Source organism: Paraplanobispora takensis (genome assembly GCF_016863195.1).
GTDB lineage: Bacteria > Actinomycetota > Actinomycetes > Streptosporangiales > Streptosporangiaceae > Planobispora > Planobispora takensis.
Map to the genome: position 1 here is coordinate 33,719 of NZ_BOOK01000036.1, position 16,573 is coordinate 50,291.

The 16,573-nt window shown below is 70.9% G+C and carries 10 protein-coding genes; 9 read left to right on the forward strand and 1 reads right to left on the reverse strand.

The genetic code is table 11. The features are described 5' to 3' along the window. Positions 1-109: 109 nt before the first annotated feature. From Pta02_RS24475 to Pta02_RS24485, 3 genes are all read left to right on the forward strand, one after another. Positions 110-661 (forward strand): GNAT family N-acetyltransferase, encoded by a 552-nt coding sequence (locus Pta02_RS24475; protein WP_203877416.1) that lies wholly within the window; start codon positions 110-112, stop codon positions 659-661. Between the two features lie 105 nt (positions 662-766). Next, positions 767-1,771 (forward strand): LacI family DNA-binding transcriptional regulator, encoded by a 1,005-nt coding sequence (locus Pta02_RS24480; RefSeq protein ID WP_203877266.1) that lies wholly within the window; start codon positions 767-769, stop codon positions 1,769-1,771. Then, the gene (locus tag Pta02_RS24485; RefSeq protein ID WP_203877267.1) at positions 1,758-3,218 is read left to right on the forward strand and encodes a serine/threonine-protein kinase; all 1,461 of its coding nucleotides are present in this window, start codon (positions 1,758-1,760) and stop codon (positions 3,216-3,218) included. Before Pta02_RS24480 ends, Pta02_RS24485 begins: the two co-directional genes overlap by 14 nt. Before the next feature lie 48 nt (positions 3,219-3,266). Here Pta02_RS24485 and Pta02_RS24490 read toward each other — a convergent pair whose 3' ends face one another. After that, the gene (locus Pta02_RS24490) at positions 3,267-3,650 is read right to left on the reverse strand and encodes an STAS domain-containing protein (protein WP_203877268.1); all 384 of its coding nucleotides are present in this window, start codon (positions 3,648-3,650) and stop codon (positions 3,267-3,269) included. A 353-nt stretch (positions 3,651-4,003) separates the two neighbouring features. Here Pta02_RS24490 and Pta02_RS24495 point away from each other — a divergent pair, with 353 nt between their 5' ends. The 6 genes from Pta02_RS24495 (at position 4,004) to Pta02_RS24520 (ending at position 16,492) form a co-directional block, all read left to right on the forward strand. Then, on the forward strand, positions 4,004-6,238 hold the full coding sequence (locus Pta02_RS24495) for a glycoside hydrolase family 6 protein (RefSeq protein WP_203877269.1): 2,235 nt from the start codon (positions 4,004-4,006) through the stop codon (positions 6,236-6,238). A gap of 418 nt (positions 6,239-6,656) precedes the next feature. Next, on the forward strand, positions 6,657-9,605 hold the full coding sequence (locus Pta02_RS24500) for a glycoside hydrolase family 48 protein (protein ID WP_203877270.1): 2,949 nt from the start codon (positions 6,657-6,659) through the stop codon (positions 9,603-9,605). 125 nt (positions 9,606-9,730) lie between these two features. Further along, positions 9,731-12,259 carry a glycoside hydrolase family 9 protein gene (locus Pta02_RS24505; protein ID WP_203877271.1) on the forward strand — a complete coding sequence of 843 codons (2,529 nt, stop codon included), beginning with the start codon at positions 9,731-9,733 and terminating at the stop codon, positions 12,257-12,259. A 152-nt stretch (positions 12,260-12,411) separates the two neighbouring features. Continuing rightward, positions 12,412-13,977 (forward strand): cellulase family glycosylhydrolase, encoded by a 1,566-nt coding sequence (locus tag Pta02_RS24510; RefSeq protein ID WP_203877272.1) that lies wholly within the window; start codon positions 12,412-12,414, stop codon positions 13,975-13,977. Between the two features lie 118 nt (positions 13,978-14,095). After that, positions 14,096-15,721 carry an endo-1,4-beta-xylanase gene (locus tag Pta02_RS24515; RefSeq protein WP_203877273.1) on the forward strand — a complete coding sequence of 542 codons (1,626 nt, stop codon included), beginning with the start codon at positions 14,096-14,098 and terminating at the stop codon, positions 15,719-15,721. 171 nt (positions 15,722-15,892) lie between these two features. After that, positions 15,893-16,492 (forward strand): TetR/AcrR family transcriptional regulator, encoded by a 600-nt coding sequence (locus tag Pta02_RS24520; protein WP_203877274.1) that lies wholly within the window; start codon positions 15,893-15,895, stop codon positions 16,490-16,492. The last annotated feature ends 81 nt before the right edge of the window (positions 16,493-16,573 follow it).

A 16,573-nucleotide genomic window follows, 5' to 3' on the forward strand; every position in this document is an offset into this window, starting at 1 on the left:
GGACCGGGGCACCGGCCCCATGGTTGATCAGGGCGCGCCGTATCCCGGATGTCAACAGGTCCGAAACGAGTTGCCCGCGTCGGCCGCGAGCCGCTAGACACGCGGGGTGATGTTCGCGAACAAGCCCACTCTTCACGGGGAGCGCGTGACGCTCCGGCCCGTCGGCCCCGAGCACGTCGACGGCCTCTGGGAACTCGTCAACGACCCGGAGACCGCGCGGCTGACCGGCTCCCACGGGAAGGTCGACTATCAGGCCACCGCGGCCTGGTACGGCTCCCGCGGCGAGCACGGCGACCGGCTGGACCTGGCGATCTGCACCGCCGGGGACGACGCCTACGTCGGCGAGGTCGTGCTCAACGACCTTGACACCGGGAACCTCTCGTGCAACCTGCGGATCGCACTGTCCGGCCCGCGCGTGTTCGGCAAGGGGTACGGCACCGAGGCGATCCGGCTCGTGCTCGGCCACGCCTTCGCCACCACGGACCTGCACCGGATCGAACTGGAGGTCTACGCGTTCAACGAGCGGGCAGCCCATGTCTACCGTAAGGTCGGCTTCGTCCGGGAGGGAGTGCGCCGAGATGCGTTGTTGTGGGACGGCGAATGGCACGACGCGATCGTCATGGCAATCCTCGCCCCTGACTGGAGGGTCAAGTCAATCTGACAGACATCCAGTGATTTTCCGGAAACATCTGTTGACCTCTCCGAAACAATGCTACGTTCTCTGGGAGCGCTCCCACCTGCACGGCATTTAGGTGTGGAGGAAGTTATGCCCGACGTGCCCACCCTCGCCCAGGTCGCTGCTGAAGCGGGTGTGTCCCCCGCGACGGCGTCCAGGGTCCTCACCGGTTCTGTCAGAGTCAGCACCTCGACCCGCAGGCAGGTTCACGACGCGATCTCCAGGCTCGGTTACGTACGGCACCGCGCTCCCCGGGGCGGAACCGGACGCCGCTGCGACCTGACCGTCGCGGTGGTCGTCTGCGAACCGTCGCAGCGGCTTTTCACCGAGCCCTTCTACGCCAGGATGATCACCACCGCGGAGGAGGTCCTCACCGCCCACGGCATCCCGCTCACGGTGATGACGGCCAGCTCCGCCACCTCCACCATCGCCACCCCGCAGCTGGTCGCCGGGGGCGTCGACGGCATCCTGCTGATCGGCGCGCGGGAGCGGCACCCGCTGGTGGTGACGCTGGCGGCCTCGGGCATCCCGGTGCGCAGCGCCGGCCGCCTGCCCGACGGCGTCGACATGCCCTATGTGGACATGGACAACCACGACGGGGGCCGGCAGGCCGCCGAACACCTGCTCCTGGGCGGCCGGCGGGCCATCGCGGCCATCGCCGGGCCGCCGGGACTGCCCGCGTCGCGGGACCGGCTCGACGGCTTCACCCGGACGCTCTCCCTGGCCGGCATGCCCGCCGTCCCCGTGGCCTACGGCGACTTCACCCACTCGTCGGGGGTGCACGCCGCCCAGTGGCTGCTGCGCAGGATGCCGCACCTCGACGCGATCTTCGCCGCCTCCGACGTGATGGCCGCGGCGGCCGTACAGACCCTGCGCCGGGCCGGGCGCCGGGTGCCCGACGACGTGGCCGTGATCGGCTTCGACGACGCCCCCATCGCCCGGCGCACCTCCCCCACCCTGACCACGGTCCGTCAGCCGGTGGAGGAGTTCGCCGCGACCGCCACCCGGCTGCTCCTGCGGTCGATGGCCTCCCCCGACCCCGTCCGCGACAACCCGACGCTGCCGACGGAGCTGGTGGTCCGTGAGTCGGCCTGAGTCCGGCGGCCTGCGCGCGGGCGACGTGCTCGCGCGCAGGTATCTGCTGATGGAGCCCATCGGCAGGGGCGGCATGAGCGTCATCTGGCGCACCTTCGACCAGTCCCTGCAGCGGATGGTCGCGGTGAAGATCCTGGACGGCGACTTCGGCGCGGACCGGGAGCTCATCCGGCGCGAGGCCCGTGCCACCGCGCGCCTCATCCACCCCGACGCGATCGAGGTCTACGACTACGGGGAGACGGTCACCGCCCAGGGCCGCCTGGCCGCGTACGTGGTGATGCGCCTGCTGGAGGGGCGCCCGCTGTCCGACCGGCTCGCCGAGGGCCCGCTGCCGTGGGCGGAGGCGGTGACGGTGGCCGGGAAGCTGGCCACCGTCCTGGCCGCCGCCCACGAGCGGGGCATCGTCCACCGCGACGTCACCGCCGAGAACGTGATGCTGACCGCCGACGGCGCCAAGCTGCTCGACTTCGGCATCGCGGCCTTCATCGGCGAGGAGGGCGACGACCGCGCCTCCGAGTACGGCACGCCGCCCTACGTGGCACCCGAGCGCCTGACCGGCACGGCCGCCGACCCGGCCGGCGACGTCTACGCGCTGGGCGTGCTGCTGTTCGAGATGCTCACCGGCGGCACGCCGTACCCGGAGCGGACCTGGGAGGAGATAGAGCAGGCCCGGCGCGACCGGCCCCCTCCCGAGCCGCACGTCCCGGGACTGCCGCCCGAGGTCGCCGCACTGTGCCGGCGCTGCCTGTCGCACGAGCCGCGGCTGCGGCCGGACGCCCGGCAGGTGGCCGCCGTCCTGACGGCGGCGCCGACCGCGGGCCGGTCGTCGCCGCCACGCAGGGCGGCGGCCGTGACGGTCGCGGCGGTCGCGGTGCTAACCGCGGGGGCGCTGACGTGGGCCCAGCTCACCGGCGTCTTCGACCCGCCTGCCGGCACCGGCCTCGCCGTCGGGACGCCCTCGGTCCCCGTCCCCGTGACGGCGGAACCCTCGGCCTCCGCGCCCGTGACCGCGGAGCCCTCACCCTCCGGGGCCCGTTCGCCGGGCCCGCGGACCGACGCCGATCCCACCGGCCCCGCCACTCCGGTCCGCGAGCCGGACGACGAGCCGGACGACGAGCCCGTCAACGAGATCGCGGACAGCCCGGCCGAGGAGACGGCCACGCCGATGCTCATGGTGGAGGCCACCCGTCCGTCCTCGCCCGCGCTCGGCCCCAGCGTGCGACGCTTCAACGCTCTGCTGGCCCAGGGCGAGAACACCGGAGCGATCCGCCCGGACGTGGCGCTGGACCTGCGGCAGGTGCTGTCCAGCAGCATCTGCTGCGGCCAGGATCTCTCCCGGGTCCGCGGGAAGATCGCCGACCGTCACCGCGAGGGGGCGATCACCGATGTGTTCCGCGAGGCTCTGAACGACCAGCTCGTGGTCGTGGCGCTGGCCATGGCCAGATGAACCGGTGCGGGCCCGCGGACGCCGGGCCCGCCTCCCTCCGCGGGCCGGTCAGGCGACCGTGGGCGGCGGAGCCGGGCCGGTACGGCGCGTGGGGGCGTGGCGCAGGGACTCGGCCACGCTCGGATCGGTGGGGAAGGCGTCGCCGAGCCGGGTGAGCTCCAGGAGACGCTCGAGGAACCCCCTGACCCCGGCCAGCCGGAGCCATCCGCCCGCCTCGAAGGTGCGGCGCAGCCCGGACAGCAGCATCCACACTCCGGTGGAGTCGCAGAACTCCAGGTCGGACACGTCGATGATCATGTGGACGTGCCCCTCTGCCAGCAGGTCCGCGAACGTCCGGTCCAGCTCGGGGGTCGAGACCTTGTCCAGGTCACCGGCCACGGAAACGACCACGCACGCGCGGTAGTGCGTGACCTGGATGGACAACTTTGTCATGGTTCGCCTGCCTATGAGCCAGGCCGAAGAACGGCTGTGATGGTGCGACAGGCGCGATGGCCAGTAAGGTCAACGTACAGGGACGATCAAGAGGGCACAGCCCCGGTGCCCTGACAATACGAGGATACTTGCCGCCCGTCGGCGCACTTACCGCCGCTGGACGCGATCCCCTTCACGGTTGGTCAGGATTTCCGACGACACACCATACAGATCCCACAAAAAGGCGTAGAAGTTCCCAGAAAACGGGATCAGGCGTTTAAGATCATCCGGCTGTGCTCGCGATCCTGCGGCGGGGGCTCGACGGGAGGGACACGGGGACGATGGAGGCTCTACGGGACAGCGATCCACGCCGGGTGGGACCCTACGTCCTCACCGGCCGGCTCGGGCAGGGCGGGATGGGCGTGGTCTACCTCGCCACGGACGAGGCGGGCGACCGGGTCGCGGTCAAGGTGATCAACTGGCACCTCGCGGGCGACCCCGGCTTCCGCCGCCGCTTCCGCCGGGAGGTCGCCGCCGCGCAGCGGGTCGCCCGGTTCTGCACCGCCCCGGTGCTGGCCGCCGACGTGGACGGGGACCTGGCCTACCTGGTGACGGAGTTCGTGCCCGGCCCCAGCCTGCAGGAGGCCGTGGCGGACGGCGGCCCGCTGACCGGCTCCAGCCTCGACGGGCTGGCGGCCGGCGTCGCGGTCGCCCTGCGGGCCATCCACGGCGCCGGGATCGTCCACCGTGACCTCAAGCCGTCCAACGTGCTGCTGTCCCCGGTCGGCCCCAAGGTGATCGACTTCGGCGTGGCCCGCCTGGTCGAGGGGCACAGCCAAGCCAGCAGCGCGGTGGTGGGCACCCCCGCCTACATGTCGCCGGAGCAGGTGGGCGGCGCCCCCGCCACCCCGGCCTCGGACGTCTTCGCCTGGGGCGGCGTGGTGGCCTACGCCGCAGTCGGGCGCGGGCCCTTCGACGGCGGCTCCGTCCCCGCAGTCCTGTATCGGGTGACGCACGCCGAACCCGACCTGACCGGGCTCCGCGGCCCCCTGCTGCCCCTCGTGACCGCCGCCCTCGCCAAGGACCCCGCCGACCGCCCCACCCCGCAGGAACTGCTGGACGCCCTCAGCGCGGCCCCCGCGGGCACCGTCCCGCCCCTGCCCGCGTCCCCGCCGGGCACCGGGGAGACCGTGGCCGCCCGGGACACCCGGATCCGCGGGATCGGGCCGGGGTACGCGAACCACGCACCGGCCGGCGACACGGGCGGGCCGCAAGACGACGGCGACAGCCCTGAAGACGGGACCGGCAGGCCGGGAGGCGGGACGGGCGGGCCGGGAGGCGACGGGGAGCCGACGCTCGAAGGCGGGGCCCGGCGGCCGTCCCGCAGGCGGTTGTGGACGGGCGCGGCGGCCGCGGCGAGCGCCGTGGTGGCCGTAGCCGTCATCCTGCAGTCCGGTCTCCTGGGCGGGTCCGCCGGGTCCACGGCCTCTTCCGGGCCGGACACGGCGGCCACGGCGACCTCGGCGGACCCGGCCCGGGCCATGAGCGCCTCCGGTCCCAACCCGCTGGACGAGGACGGCCTGCGGCTCTTCACGCCCCCGCAGAGCGACGCCGCCCGGCAGGCGAAGATCTGGGCCGCCGGCGGGCGCGCCAGGGACGCCGCGCTGATGGAGGCGTTCGCGGAGGTTCCCCAGGCCGTATGGCTGGAAGGGCCGTCCGGCGACAAGGCCCGCCGCACCGTCTCCGCGACCTTGAGGGCAGCCGGGAAGACCGGCTCGGTGCCGATCTTCGCGACCTACCACCTGCCGTTCAAGGACTGCCGTCCGACCGGGCCGGTGGGCGGGGCCGCGAGCGACGGCGCCTACCGGTCCTGGATCGACGGGATCGCCGAGGAGATCGGCGACGCGCGGGCCGTGGTGATCCTGGAGCCGCAGAGCCTCGTGAACATCCCCGGCACCACCGAGTGTGAACGCGGGGACGCCGCCACCGAGAAGAGCCGGTTCGCCAACCTCTCCCACGCCGTCGACCGGCTCGGGAAGCTGCCCCGCACCGCGGTCTACCTCGACGGCAGCTTCGAGAAGTGGCCCAGCCTGGAGGAGATGGCGCACCGGCTCCTCAGAGCCGGGGTGACCGCAGCGGACGGTTTCTTCCTCAACGCCAGCGGCTACCAGCCCACGGAGGGACTCGTCGACTACGGCGACCGGCTCGCCAGGTGCGTCCACGTCCAGGCGACGCAGGGAACCGACGACTGCCTCGACGCGGAGATCGCGGCGGCGCCGGACGACCCGGCCGCGCTCCCGCACTTCGTGATCGACACCAGCCGCAACGGGCGGGGGGAGTGGGTGCCGGACAAGGAGTACGCCAAGCCGCAGACCTGGTGCAACCCTCCTGATCGCGGCCTCGGCCTCCGGCCGACCACGGCGACGGGATCGGAGCTGGTGGACGCCTACCTGTGGATATCCCTGCCCGGTCACTCGAACGGGACGTGCACGCGCGGCACCGACGGCCCCGAGGACCCGGTCTACGGCACGGTGCCGCCGGGCGGCGGGCAGTGGTGGGCGGAGATGGCCCTCGAACGCGCCAGGCTCGCCGACCCGCCCCTGCGCTGAGAGCGGGCACCGGCCTCCGCGGCGCAAACCCGTCTCCGCGCGGCGGGCCGGAGCCGCCCCGCGGCGAGGACCGGCCCCACCCCTGTGGCAGGAGGCCGGCCCGCCCTCCGCACCGGCCGTACGGACGAGGCGGGCGCCTTCCGGAGGCCTTCGCCCGGACGATCACGCCCGGAGCGACAAACCAAGCACTTGTCTGAAAGTTTCACGTTCCGGAAACCGGGCCGGACACATCCCAGTGGCCTGACCGGCATCGGAGGGAAACCCCGGCGTAACCGGGCCCTCATGCCATTGACATCCCTGCGGCTCCCCCCAGAATCCTCTTTGGGAGCGCTCCCACACACTTTCCCCCTTGCTTGATCCGACGCGAGGCCGTAACCAGCGGAATCACGGCGGACCCACCCCTGGAGGAACCTCTTCGATGCCTACATCCCCCCATAGAGCGGGAGCGCTCCCACACCCCGGTAAGCGGGGCCGGAGACGGGTCGCGACGCTGGCTCTGCTCAGTCTGGCGGCCGGGATGACCGGTGCGCTGACCGCCGCCCCCGCCCACGCGGCCGTCGCGTGCGACGTCGTCTACTCGACCAACGACTGGCAGGGCGGGTTCACCGCCAACGTCACGATCAAGAACCTGGGCGACCCGCTGAACGGCTGGACGCTCGGGTTCGACTTCCCGACCACCACGCAGAAGCTGGTCCAGGGCTGGAGCGCGACCTGGTCGCAGACCGGCACCGCCGTCACCGCCAAGAGCATGGACTGGAACGGCAGGCTCGCCACCGGCGCCTCGACGAACATCGGCTTCAACGGCAGCTGGTCGGGGAGCAACCCCAAGCCCGCCGCCTTCACGATCAACGGCGTCACCTGCGGCGGCGACCCGGGCAACCAGGCCCCGAGCGTGAAGATCACCAAGCCGGTCGCCGGAGCGACCTTCACCGCACCCGCCACCGTGGAGATCACCGCCGACGCCTCCGACACCGACGGCACGGTGTCCAAGGTCGAGTTCTTCAACGGCACCACGCTTCTGGGGACCGACACCAGCGCGCCGTACTCCTACGACTGGACCGGTGTGGCCGCCGGTGACTACTCGCTCACCGCCAAGGCCACCGACGACAAGGGCCTGGCCAAGACCTCCGAGCCGGTCGGGATCAGCGTGAAGACCGACGCCGCGCCCGCCGTGGTCGTCACCCCGGCCACGATCGCCGTCCCCGAGGGCGGCGACGCGAACCTGTCGGTCAAGCTCTCCAAGGCCCCGACGGCGAACGTCACCGTGACGACCGCGAGGACGAGCGGCGACGCCGACCTCACGGTGGACACCGGCTCCTCGCTGACCTTCACCCCGGGCAACTGGAACACCGCCCAGACGGTGAAGATCAAGGCCGCCGAGGACACCGACACGACCTCCGGCAGCGCCGAGTTCACCGCCACCGCCACCGGGCACAGCGCCGCCAAGGCCACCGCCACCGAGGTGGACAACGACATCCCCGGCGGCGACAACGAGTACATCAAGCGCTTCACCACGATGTACAACAAGCTCAAGGACCCGGCCAACGGCTACTTCTCCCCCGAGGGCGTGCCGTACCACTCGGTCGAGACCCTCATGGTCGAGGCCCCGGACCACGGGCACGAGACCACCTCGGAGGCCTACAGCTACTACCTGTGGCTGGAGGCGGCCTACGGCAAGGTGACCGGCGACTGGAGCAAGTTCAACGCCGCCTGGGCCTCGATGGAGAAGTACATCATCCCGGCCACGGCGGACCAGCCGACGAACTCCTTCTACAACCCCTCCAAACCGGCGACCTACGCCGGTGAGTGGGACGACATCAAGCAGTACCCGTCCAAGCTGGACGGCGGCGTCAGCGTCGGCGTGGACCCGATCGCAGGCGAGCTGAAGACCGCCTACGGCACCAGCGACGTGTACGGCATGCACTGGCTGCTCGACGTCGACAACACCTACGGCTTCGGCCGCTGCGGCGACGGCACGACCAGGCCCGCCTACATCAACACCTACCAGCGCGGCCCGGAGGAGTCGGTCTTCGAGACCATCCCGCAGCCGTCCTGCGACACCTTCAAGCACGGCGGCAAGAACGGGTACCTGGACCTGTTCACCGGTGACTCCTCCTACGCCAAGCAGTGGAAGTACACCAACGCCCCCGACGCCGACGCCCGCGCCGTGCAGGTGGCCTACTGGGCGCACACCTGGGCCAAGGAGCAGGGCAAGGAGTCGCAGGTCTCCTCGACGGTCGCCAAGGCCGCGAAGATGGGTGACTACCTGCGCTACGCGATGTACGACAAGTACTTCAAGAAGCAGGGCTGCACCAGCACCTCGTGTGCGGCCGGCACCGGCAAGGACAGCTCCGCCTACCTGCTGAGCTGGTACTACGCCTGGGGCGGCGCGCTGGACACCTCCGCGGGCTGGGCCTGGCGGATCGGCTCCAGCCACAACCACTCCGGCTACCAGAACCCGATGGCCGCCTGGGTGCTGTCCAGCGTGGACGCGCTCAAGCCCAAGGGGGCGACCGCCGTACAGGACTGGAGCACCAGCCTGAAGCGGCAGCTGGAGTTCTACCGCTGGCTGCAGTCGTCCGAGGGCGCGATCGCCGGTGGCGCGACCAACAGCTGGCAGGGCCACTACGCCAGCCCGCCGTCGAACCTGCCGACCTTCTACGGCATGGCCTACGACTGGCAGCCGGTCTACCACGACCCGCCGTCCAACCAGTGGTTCGGCTTCCAGGCCTGGTCGATGGAGCGGGTGGCGGAGCTGTACTACGCCACCGGCAACGCCGACGCCAAGCTCGTGCTGGACAAGTGGGTCAAGTGGGCCACCGACAACACCACGGTCAGCGCCGACGGGACCTACCAGATCCCCTCGACGCTGGTGTGGACCGGCCAGCCCGACACCTGGAACCCGGCCAGCCCCGGCTCCAACGCCGGCCTGCACGTCAGCATCCGCGACTACACCACCGACGTGGGCGTGGCCGGCTCCTACGCCAAGGTGCTGATGTACTACGCGGCCAAGTCCGGCGACACCAAGTCGCGGGACATCGCCAAGGGCCTGCTCGACGGCATGTGGAAGAACAGCCAGGACGCCAAGGGCGTCTCCACCCCCGAGACCAAGGCCGACTACAACCGCCTCGACGACGCGATCTACGTGCCCGCCGGGTGGACCGGCAAGATGCCCAACGGCGACGTGATCGACAGCAACTCGACCTTCCTGTCCATCCGGTCCTTCTACAAGAACGACCCGGACTGGCCGAAGGTGGACGCCTACCTGAAGGGCACCGGCCCCGCGCCGACCTTCAACTACCACCGGTTCTGGGCTCAGGTCGACGTGGCCGTGGCCCTGGCCGAGTACGGCCGGCTCTTCCCCTGACGGGTCCCGGCCGGTCCTCCTGACCGGCCCCCACCGGGAGAAGACCCGAAGACCTCGGGGCGCGGCGGCACCCCTGACCTGCCGCCGCGCCCCGGGCACCATCGTCCCGAGAGGCATCCCCCACGATGAAGAGATCCCTGGCGGTGCTCGCCCTGGCGGCCCTGGCGGCCGTCCCGGTGCCCGCCGCATCGGCCTCCGCCGCCGCGTCCGCGGCGGCGGATTTCAACTACGGCGAGGCGCTGCAGAAGTCCATCTGGTTCTACGAGGCCCAGCAGTCGGGGAAGCTGCCGAGCTGGAACCGCGTCTCCTGGCGCGGCGACTCGGCGCTCGACGACGGCAAGGACGCCGGGCTCGACCTGACCGGCGGCTGGTACGACGCGGGCGACCACGTGAAGTTCGGCCTGCCGATGGCCTTCACCACGACCATGCTGGCCTGGGGCGCGGTGGAGTACCGCGACGCCTACGCCGGTTCCGGGCAGCTCGACCATCTGCTGAACAACCTCAAGTTCGTCAACGACTACTTCATCAAGGCGCACCCCTCGCCGAACGTGCTCTACGGGCAGGTCGGCCACGGCGGCCGGGACCACGCGTGGTGGGGGCCGGCCGAGGCGATGCCGATGGACCGGCCCGCCTTCAAGATCGACGCCTCGTGCGGCGGCTCGGACCTGGCCGGCGAGACGGCGGCGGCGATGGCGGCCTCGTCGATCGTCTTCCGCCCGACGAACCCGTCCTACGCCGACACGCTGGTGAAGCACGCGCGGGAGCTGTACACCTTCGCCGACACCGTGCGCAAGAAGTACAGCGAGTGCATCACCGACGCCCAGGGCTACTACAACTCCTGGAGCGGCTACAACGACGAGCTGGTGTGGGGCGCGATCTGGCTGCACCGGGCCACCGGTGAGGCGTCCTACCTGACCAAGGCCGAGTCGTACTACGACAACCTGGGCACCGAGCCGCAGTCCACCACCAGGTCCTACAAGTGGACGATCGCCTGGGACGACAAGTCCTACGGCGCCTACGTGCTGCTGAGCAAGCTCACCGGCAAGCAGCGCTATCTCGACGACGCCAACCGGTGGCTGGACTACTGGACGGTCGGGGTCAACGGGCAGCGGATACGCTACTCGCCCGGCGGGCAGGCCGTACTCGATCGGTGGGGGTCGCTGCGCTACGCGGCCAACACCTCCTTCGCGGCGCTGGTGCACGCCGACTCGATCACTGACGCCACCCGTAAGGCGAGATATCACGACTTCGCCAAGCGGCAGATCGACTACGCGCTCGGCGACAACCCCCGCAACTCCTCCTACGTGATCGGCTTCGGCGCCAACCCGCCGAAGAACCCGCACCACCGCACCGCGCACGGCTCCTGGACCGACCAGATCACCAACCCCGCCGAGACCCGGCACACCCTGTACGGCGCGCTCGTCGGCGGCCCGCCCGACCCCGACGACAAGTACACCGACAAGCGCGACGACTACGTGATGAACGAGGTCGCCACCGACTACAACGCCGGCTTCACCAGCGCGGTGGCCCGGCTGTACAAGGAGTACGGCGGGACCCCGGCGGCGGGCTTCCCCGCCGAGGAGACCCCGGACGGGCCGGAGATCTTCATCGAGGCCGGGGTGAACGCCTCCGGCACCAACTTCACCGAGATCAAGGCGATCGTCCGCAACCAGTCCGCCTGGCCGGCGCGGAACCTGACCGACGGATCCTTCCGCTACTACTTCACCCTCGACGGCGACACCACCGCGAGCCAGGTCACGGTCTCCTCCGCCTACAACCAGTGCTCGCCCCCGACCGGCCCGACCCTGCTGTCGGGCAGGACGTACTACGTCACGGTCAACTGCTCCGGCACCTCGATCTCCCCCGCCGGGCAGTCGCAGCACCGGCGCGAGGTCCAGTTCCGCATCGCCAGCGCCGGGACCTGGGACCCGTCCGACGACTGGTCGTACAAGGGCGTGGCCACCACGCCGGGCGCGACCCCGGTGCGGGTGGACAACATCACCGTCTACTCCGGGAGCACGAAGATCTGGGGCAACCCGCCCGGCGACGAGCCGCCGCCCGAGGACGACGAGATCGCGCCCTCCAGGCCCGGCAAGCCCGCCGTGTCCGCGGTCACCGGCAGCTCGGCCAGGCTGACCTGGACGGCCTCGACCGACAACGTCGGCGTGAGCGGATACGACGTCTACCGCGGCACCACGAAGGCGGGGACGGCCTCCGGGACCTCCTTCGACCTGACCGGCCTGACCCCCGCGACGGCGTACAGCGTGCGCGTGGTGGCCAGGGACGCGGCCGGCAACTCCTCGGAGTCCTCCGAGAGCACGTCGTTCACCACGACCGACGCCCCGGCGGGCGGCTGCTCGGCCGTCTACAAGGTGACCAACTCCTGGCAGGGCGCCTTCCAGGCCGACGTCACCGTGAAGAACGAGAGCGCCGCGGCCATCAGGGGATGGACCGTGACCTGGCGCTTCCCCGACGGCCAGACCATCAGCCAGCTGTGGAACGGCGCGCACACCCAGACGGGCGCGGAGGTGTCCGTCAAGAACGTGGCCTGGAACGGGGCGCTCGCCCCGAACGCGACGGCCTCGTTCGGATTCACCGCGAGCCAGAACGGCGCCAACGGCATGCCCACGCCGATCGGCTGCACCGCGAACTGACCCTTCCCGATCATCCTCGTCCCGACCACCCGCGGCGCGGGCCGATCGCCCACATCGGCCGCGCCGCGGGCCGACCCCGAACCCCGGCCGGGCGTGGCCGGACCCCTCCGCCCGGCCGGCCCCCTCCCCACAGAGGCTCCCAGAGGTAGCTCATGCGAACACGACTCACCATCGCCGCGCTCGCCGCGGCCCTCGCCTCGGTCTTCGCCGCGGCACCCCCCGCCCACGCCGACACCGGCATCCATGTGAGCGGGGCGAAGATCGTCGAGGCCGACGGCACACCGCTCATCATGCGCGGCACCTCCCACGCGCACACCTGGTACACCTCCCAGACGAGCTCCTTCGCCGGGATCAAGTCCCTGGGCGCCAACGCCGTGCGCGTGGTGCTCAGCGGCGGCCGGTGGAGCGCCAACGGCGCCGCCGACGTGGCGAACGTCGTCTCCCTGTGCAAGCAGAACAAGCTCATCTGCGTGCTGGAGAACCACGACACCACCGGGTACGGCGAGCAGAGCGGCGCCTACACCCTCGACCAGGCCGTGAACTACTGGATCAGCGTGAAGAGCGCGCTGGAGGGCCAGGAGGACTACGTCATCGTCAACATCGGCAACGAGCCGATCGGCAACAACGCCGTCACCCCGGGCTGGACCGAGGCCACCTCCAACGCGATCAAGCGCATGCGCGAGGCCGGGTTCGACCACGCGCTCATGGTCGACGCCCCCAACTGGGGCCAGGACTGGTCCTTCACCATGCGGGACAACGCCAAGACGGTCTTCGCCGCCGACCCGGACCGCAACACGATCTTCTCGATCCACATGTACGGCGTGTTCGACACCGCGGCCGAGGTGACCGCCTATCTCCAGGCGTTCCAGACCGCCGGGCTCCCCCTGGTCATCGGCGAGTTCGGGCACAACCACTCCGACGGCGACCCCGACGAGGACACGATCATGTCCCAGGCGCAGTCGCGGGGCCTGGGCTACTTCGGCTGGTCCTGGAGCGGCAACGGCGGCGGCGTCGAGTATCTCGACCAGGTCACCAACTTCAACGTCAACGCCCTGACCTCCTGGGGCCAGCGTCTGTTCAACGGCGCCGACGGCATCGCCCAGACCGCCGTCGAGGCGAAGATCTACGGCGGGGGCGGCACCCCCGACACGCAGAAGCCCACCAAGCCCGGCAAGCCCGCCGTGTCGGCGATCACCTCGACCGGGGCCACCCTGGCCTGGGCCGCCTCCACCGACGACCGCGCCGTGAGCGGCTACGACGTCTATCGGGGCACCACGAAGCTGGGCTCCTCGGCCGCCGGCTCCCTCACCCTGACCGGCCTCACTCCCGAGACCGCCTACACCGTGCACGTCGTGGCCCGCGACGCCGCGGGGAACGTCTCCGACGCCTCCGAGAGCACCTCGTTCACGACCACCCCGACCCCGCCGAGCGGCTGCACGGCCACCTACAAGCTGGTCAACTCCTGGCAGGGCGGCTTCCAGGGCGAGGTCACCGTCAAGTGCACCGCCGCCGTCACCTCCTGGAAGACCACGCTCACCTATCCGGCCGGAGTGAAGGTCACCCAGAACTGGAGCTCCACCCTGAGCGTCTCCGGCAACGCCTACACCTTCTCCAACGCCGCCTGGAACGGCTCCCTCCCCGCCGGCGGCTCGACCACCTTCGGCTTCATCGGCTCCTGGAGCGGCACCGGCACCCCGCCCGCCCCGGCCATCTCCTGACCCGTCCCCAGGGGGTACGGCCGTCGCGCCGTACCCCCTCTCCCAGACCCGTTTCCGAAAGTTTCGTTCGATCGCCTGAAGTTTCAGACAGAGAGTCTCAGACAGAGAGAGGAACCCCATGTCCGCCATCCGCAGAGCGATCCTGGCCGGGACGCTCGCCGCCCTCCCCGTGGTCGCGGCCGTCCTGCCCGCCACACCGGCCCACGCCTCGGACACCCTGCGCGCGCACGCCGAGGCGCGCGGCAAGTTCATCGGCACCGCCGTGGCGACCTCTCAGCTCGCCAACGAGAGCACCTACCGCACCATCGCGGCCTCGGAGTTCAGCCAGATCACCGCCGAGAACGCGATGAAGTGGGACGCCACCGAGCCCAGCCAGAACCAGTTCAACTTCAGCGGGGCCGACCAGGTCGTGGCCTTCGCCGAGGCCAACGACCAGCAGGTGCACGGCCACACGCTGGTCTGGCACAGCCAGACGCCGAGCTGGGTGCAGAACCTCGGCGCCGACGCCATGCGCTCGGCGATGCAGAACCACATCGCCAGGGTCGTCGGGCGCTACGCGAGCAACCCCGTCCTGAAGTCCTGGGACGTGGTGAACGAGGTCTTCGAGGAGAACGGCAGCCTGCGCAACTCGTTCTGGTACCAGAGGCTGGGCGAGAGCTACATCGCCGACGCCTTCCGCGCCGCCCGCGCGGCCGACCCGGACGCCAGGCTCTGCATCAACGACTACAACGTCGAGGGCGTCAACGCCAAGAGCACCGCGATGTACAACCTGGTCAGGTCGCTGCGCGCGCAGAACGTGCCGGTCGACTGCGTGGGCCTGCAGAGCCACCTGGCGATCCAGTACGGCTTCCCCAACGTCCAGGAGAACATGCAGCGCTTCGCCGATCTCGGCGTGGAGGTCAGGGTCACCGAGCTCGACGTCCGGATGCAGACCCCCAGGAACACCACCAAGGACACCACGCAGGCCACCTACTACTCCAACGTGGTCAAGGCCTGCGTGGCGGTGAGCCGGTGCTCCGGCGTCACGATCTGGGGCTTCACCGACAGGTACTCCTGGGTGCCCGACACCTTCCCCGGCGAGGGCGCGGCCCTGATCTACGACGAGAACTACGGCGAGAAGCCGTCGTACACGGCGGTGCACGACGCCCTGGCGGGCGGGACCACGCCGGACGACACCACACCGCCGTCCACGCCCGGCAAGCCGGCCGCCTCCGCGATCACCGCCACCGGGGCCACCCTGACCTGGACCGCCTCCACCGACAACCGGGCCGTGAGCGGCTACGACGTCTACCGGGGCACCACCAAGCTGGCGTCCTCGGCCACCAACTCCGTAACCCTGACCGGCCTGACCCCCGAGACCGCCTACACCGTCCACGTCGTCGCCCGCGACGCCGCCGGCAACACCTCCGCGAACTCCGAGACCACCGCCTTCACCACCACCGCGGGCTCCGGCACCGGCTGCACGCCCGCCTACCGGGTGGTCAACTCCTGGCCCGGCGGCTTCCAGGGCGAGGTCAAGATCACCTGCTCCGGTCCGGTCACCTCCTGGCGGGTCACGCTGACCTATCCCTCGGGAGTGAACATCACCCAGAGCTGGAGCTCGACCATGTCGGCCTCGGGCAACGCCTTCAGCTTCTCCAACGCCGCCTGGAACGGTTCCATCCCGGCCGGCGGCTCGACCACGTTCGGCTTCATCGGCTCCTGGAGCGGCACCGGCACCCCGCCCACCCCGGCCATCTCCTAGAGTCCCGCGGAGCCCGGTACCGCCCCGTACCGCCCCGTAACGCCTCGCCAGGCCTTCAGCGCGCCGTCCCCGGGACTGCTGCGCACCCCGGGGGCGGCGGGTCACCGTACTCGCCGCCCCCGCCCGGTCCGCGCTCGACAAGGACGGTTAGCAAATGCTAACTTCCTCTCCATGGCCCATCCCTTCCTCGTGAACGAGAGTGACCCGCCCTCCAAGCGGCGCATCCTGACCGAGGCGTTGCGGCTGTTCGTCGAGCACGGCGTGGACGGCACGACCGTGCGCGACATCGCCCGGGCCGGCGGATACACCAATCCCGCCCTGTTCAAGTTCTTCGCCACCAAGGAGCAGCTGGCCCTGCACCTGTTCGGCAGGTGCTACGCGCGCCTCTACGACCGGGCGGCGCTGGCCTGCGCGCCGGGGCGGCCCTCCCGCGAGAGGCTCGGGTCGCTGCTGGACGCCTTCGCCGCGCTCCTGGACGGCGAGCCCGAGGTGTTCCTCTACGTGCAGGACAACCTCCGGGTCTACTGGCCGCGACTGTCCCCCGCCGAACGGGAGCGGTCCATCATCGAACTGCTGCGCGCCCTGCTCCGCGACGGAGCGGCGGAGGGCGAGGTCACCACCGACGTTCCGATCGACCTGATGGTGGCCGCGATCTCCGGCACCGTCGCGCAGTACGCCCGGATGCGGCATTTCGGGGAACTCTCCTCGGAGGAGGTGCGCACCGCACTGAAGCTCCTGATCACTCGCATGATCACCGCAGGGGAACCATGACCTGCGGCCGACACCCACGGCCCCCGCGGGGGCCTTTTTCCGCACCGTGGAGTTAGCAAATGCTAACCATCTTGATCAGCA

Coding starts and splice junctions, on each gene's coding strand:
- Pta02_RS24500 (WP_203877270.1), top strand. CDS start 6,657: ATGCCTACATCCCCCCATAGAGCGGGAGCGCTCCCACACCCCGGTAAG.
- Pta02_RS24480 (WP_203877266.1), top strand. CDS start 767: ATGCCCGACGTGCCCACCCTCGCCCAGGTCGCTGCTGAAGCGGGTGTG.
- Pta02_RS24510 (WP_203877272.1), top strand. CDS start 12,412: ATGCGAACACGACTCACCATCGCCGCGCTCGCCGCGGCCCTCGCCTCG.
- Pta02_RS24505 (WP_203877271.1), top strand. CDS start 9,731: ATGAAGAGATCCCTGGCGGTGCTCGCCCTGGCGGCCCTGGCGGCCGTC.
- Pta02_RS24520 (WP_203877274.1), top strand. CDS start 15,893: ATGGCCCATCCCTTCCTCGTGAACGAGAGTGACCCGCCCTCCAAGCGG.
- Pta02_RS24515 (WP_203877273.1), top strand. CDS start 14,096: ATGTCCGCCATCCGCAGAGCGATCCTGGCCGGGACGCTCGCCGCCCTC.
- Pta02_RS24490 (WP_203877268.1), bottom strand. CDS start 3,650: ATGACAAAGTTGTCCATCCAGGTCACGCACTACCGCGCGTGCGTGGTC.
- Pta02_RS24475 (WP_203877416.1), top strand. CDS start 110: ATGTTCGCGAACAAGCCCACTCTTCACGGGGAGCGCGTGACGCTCCGG.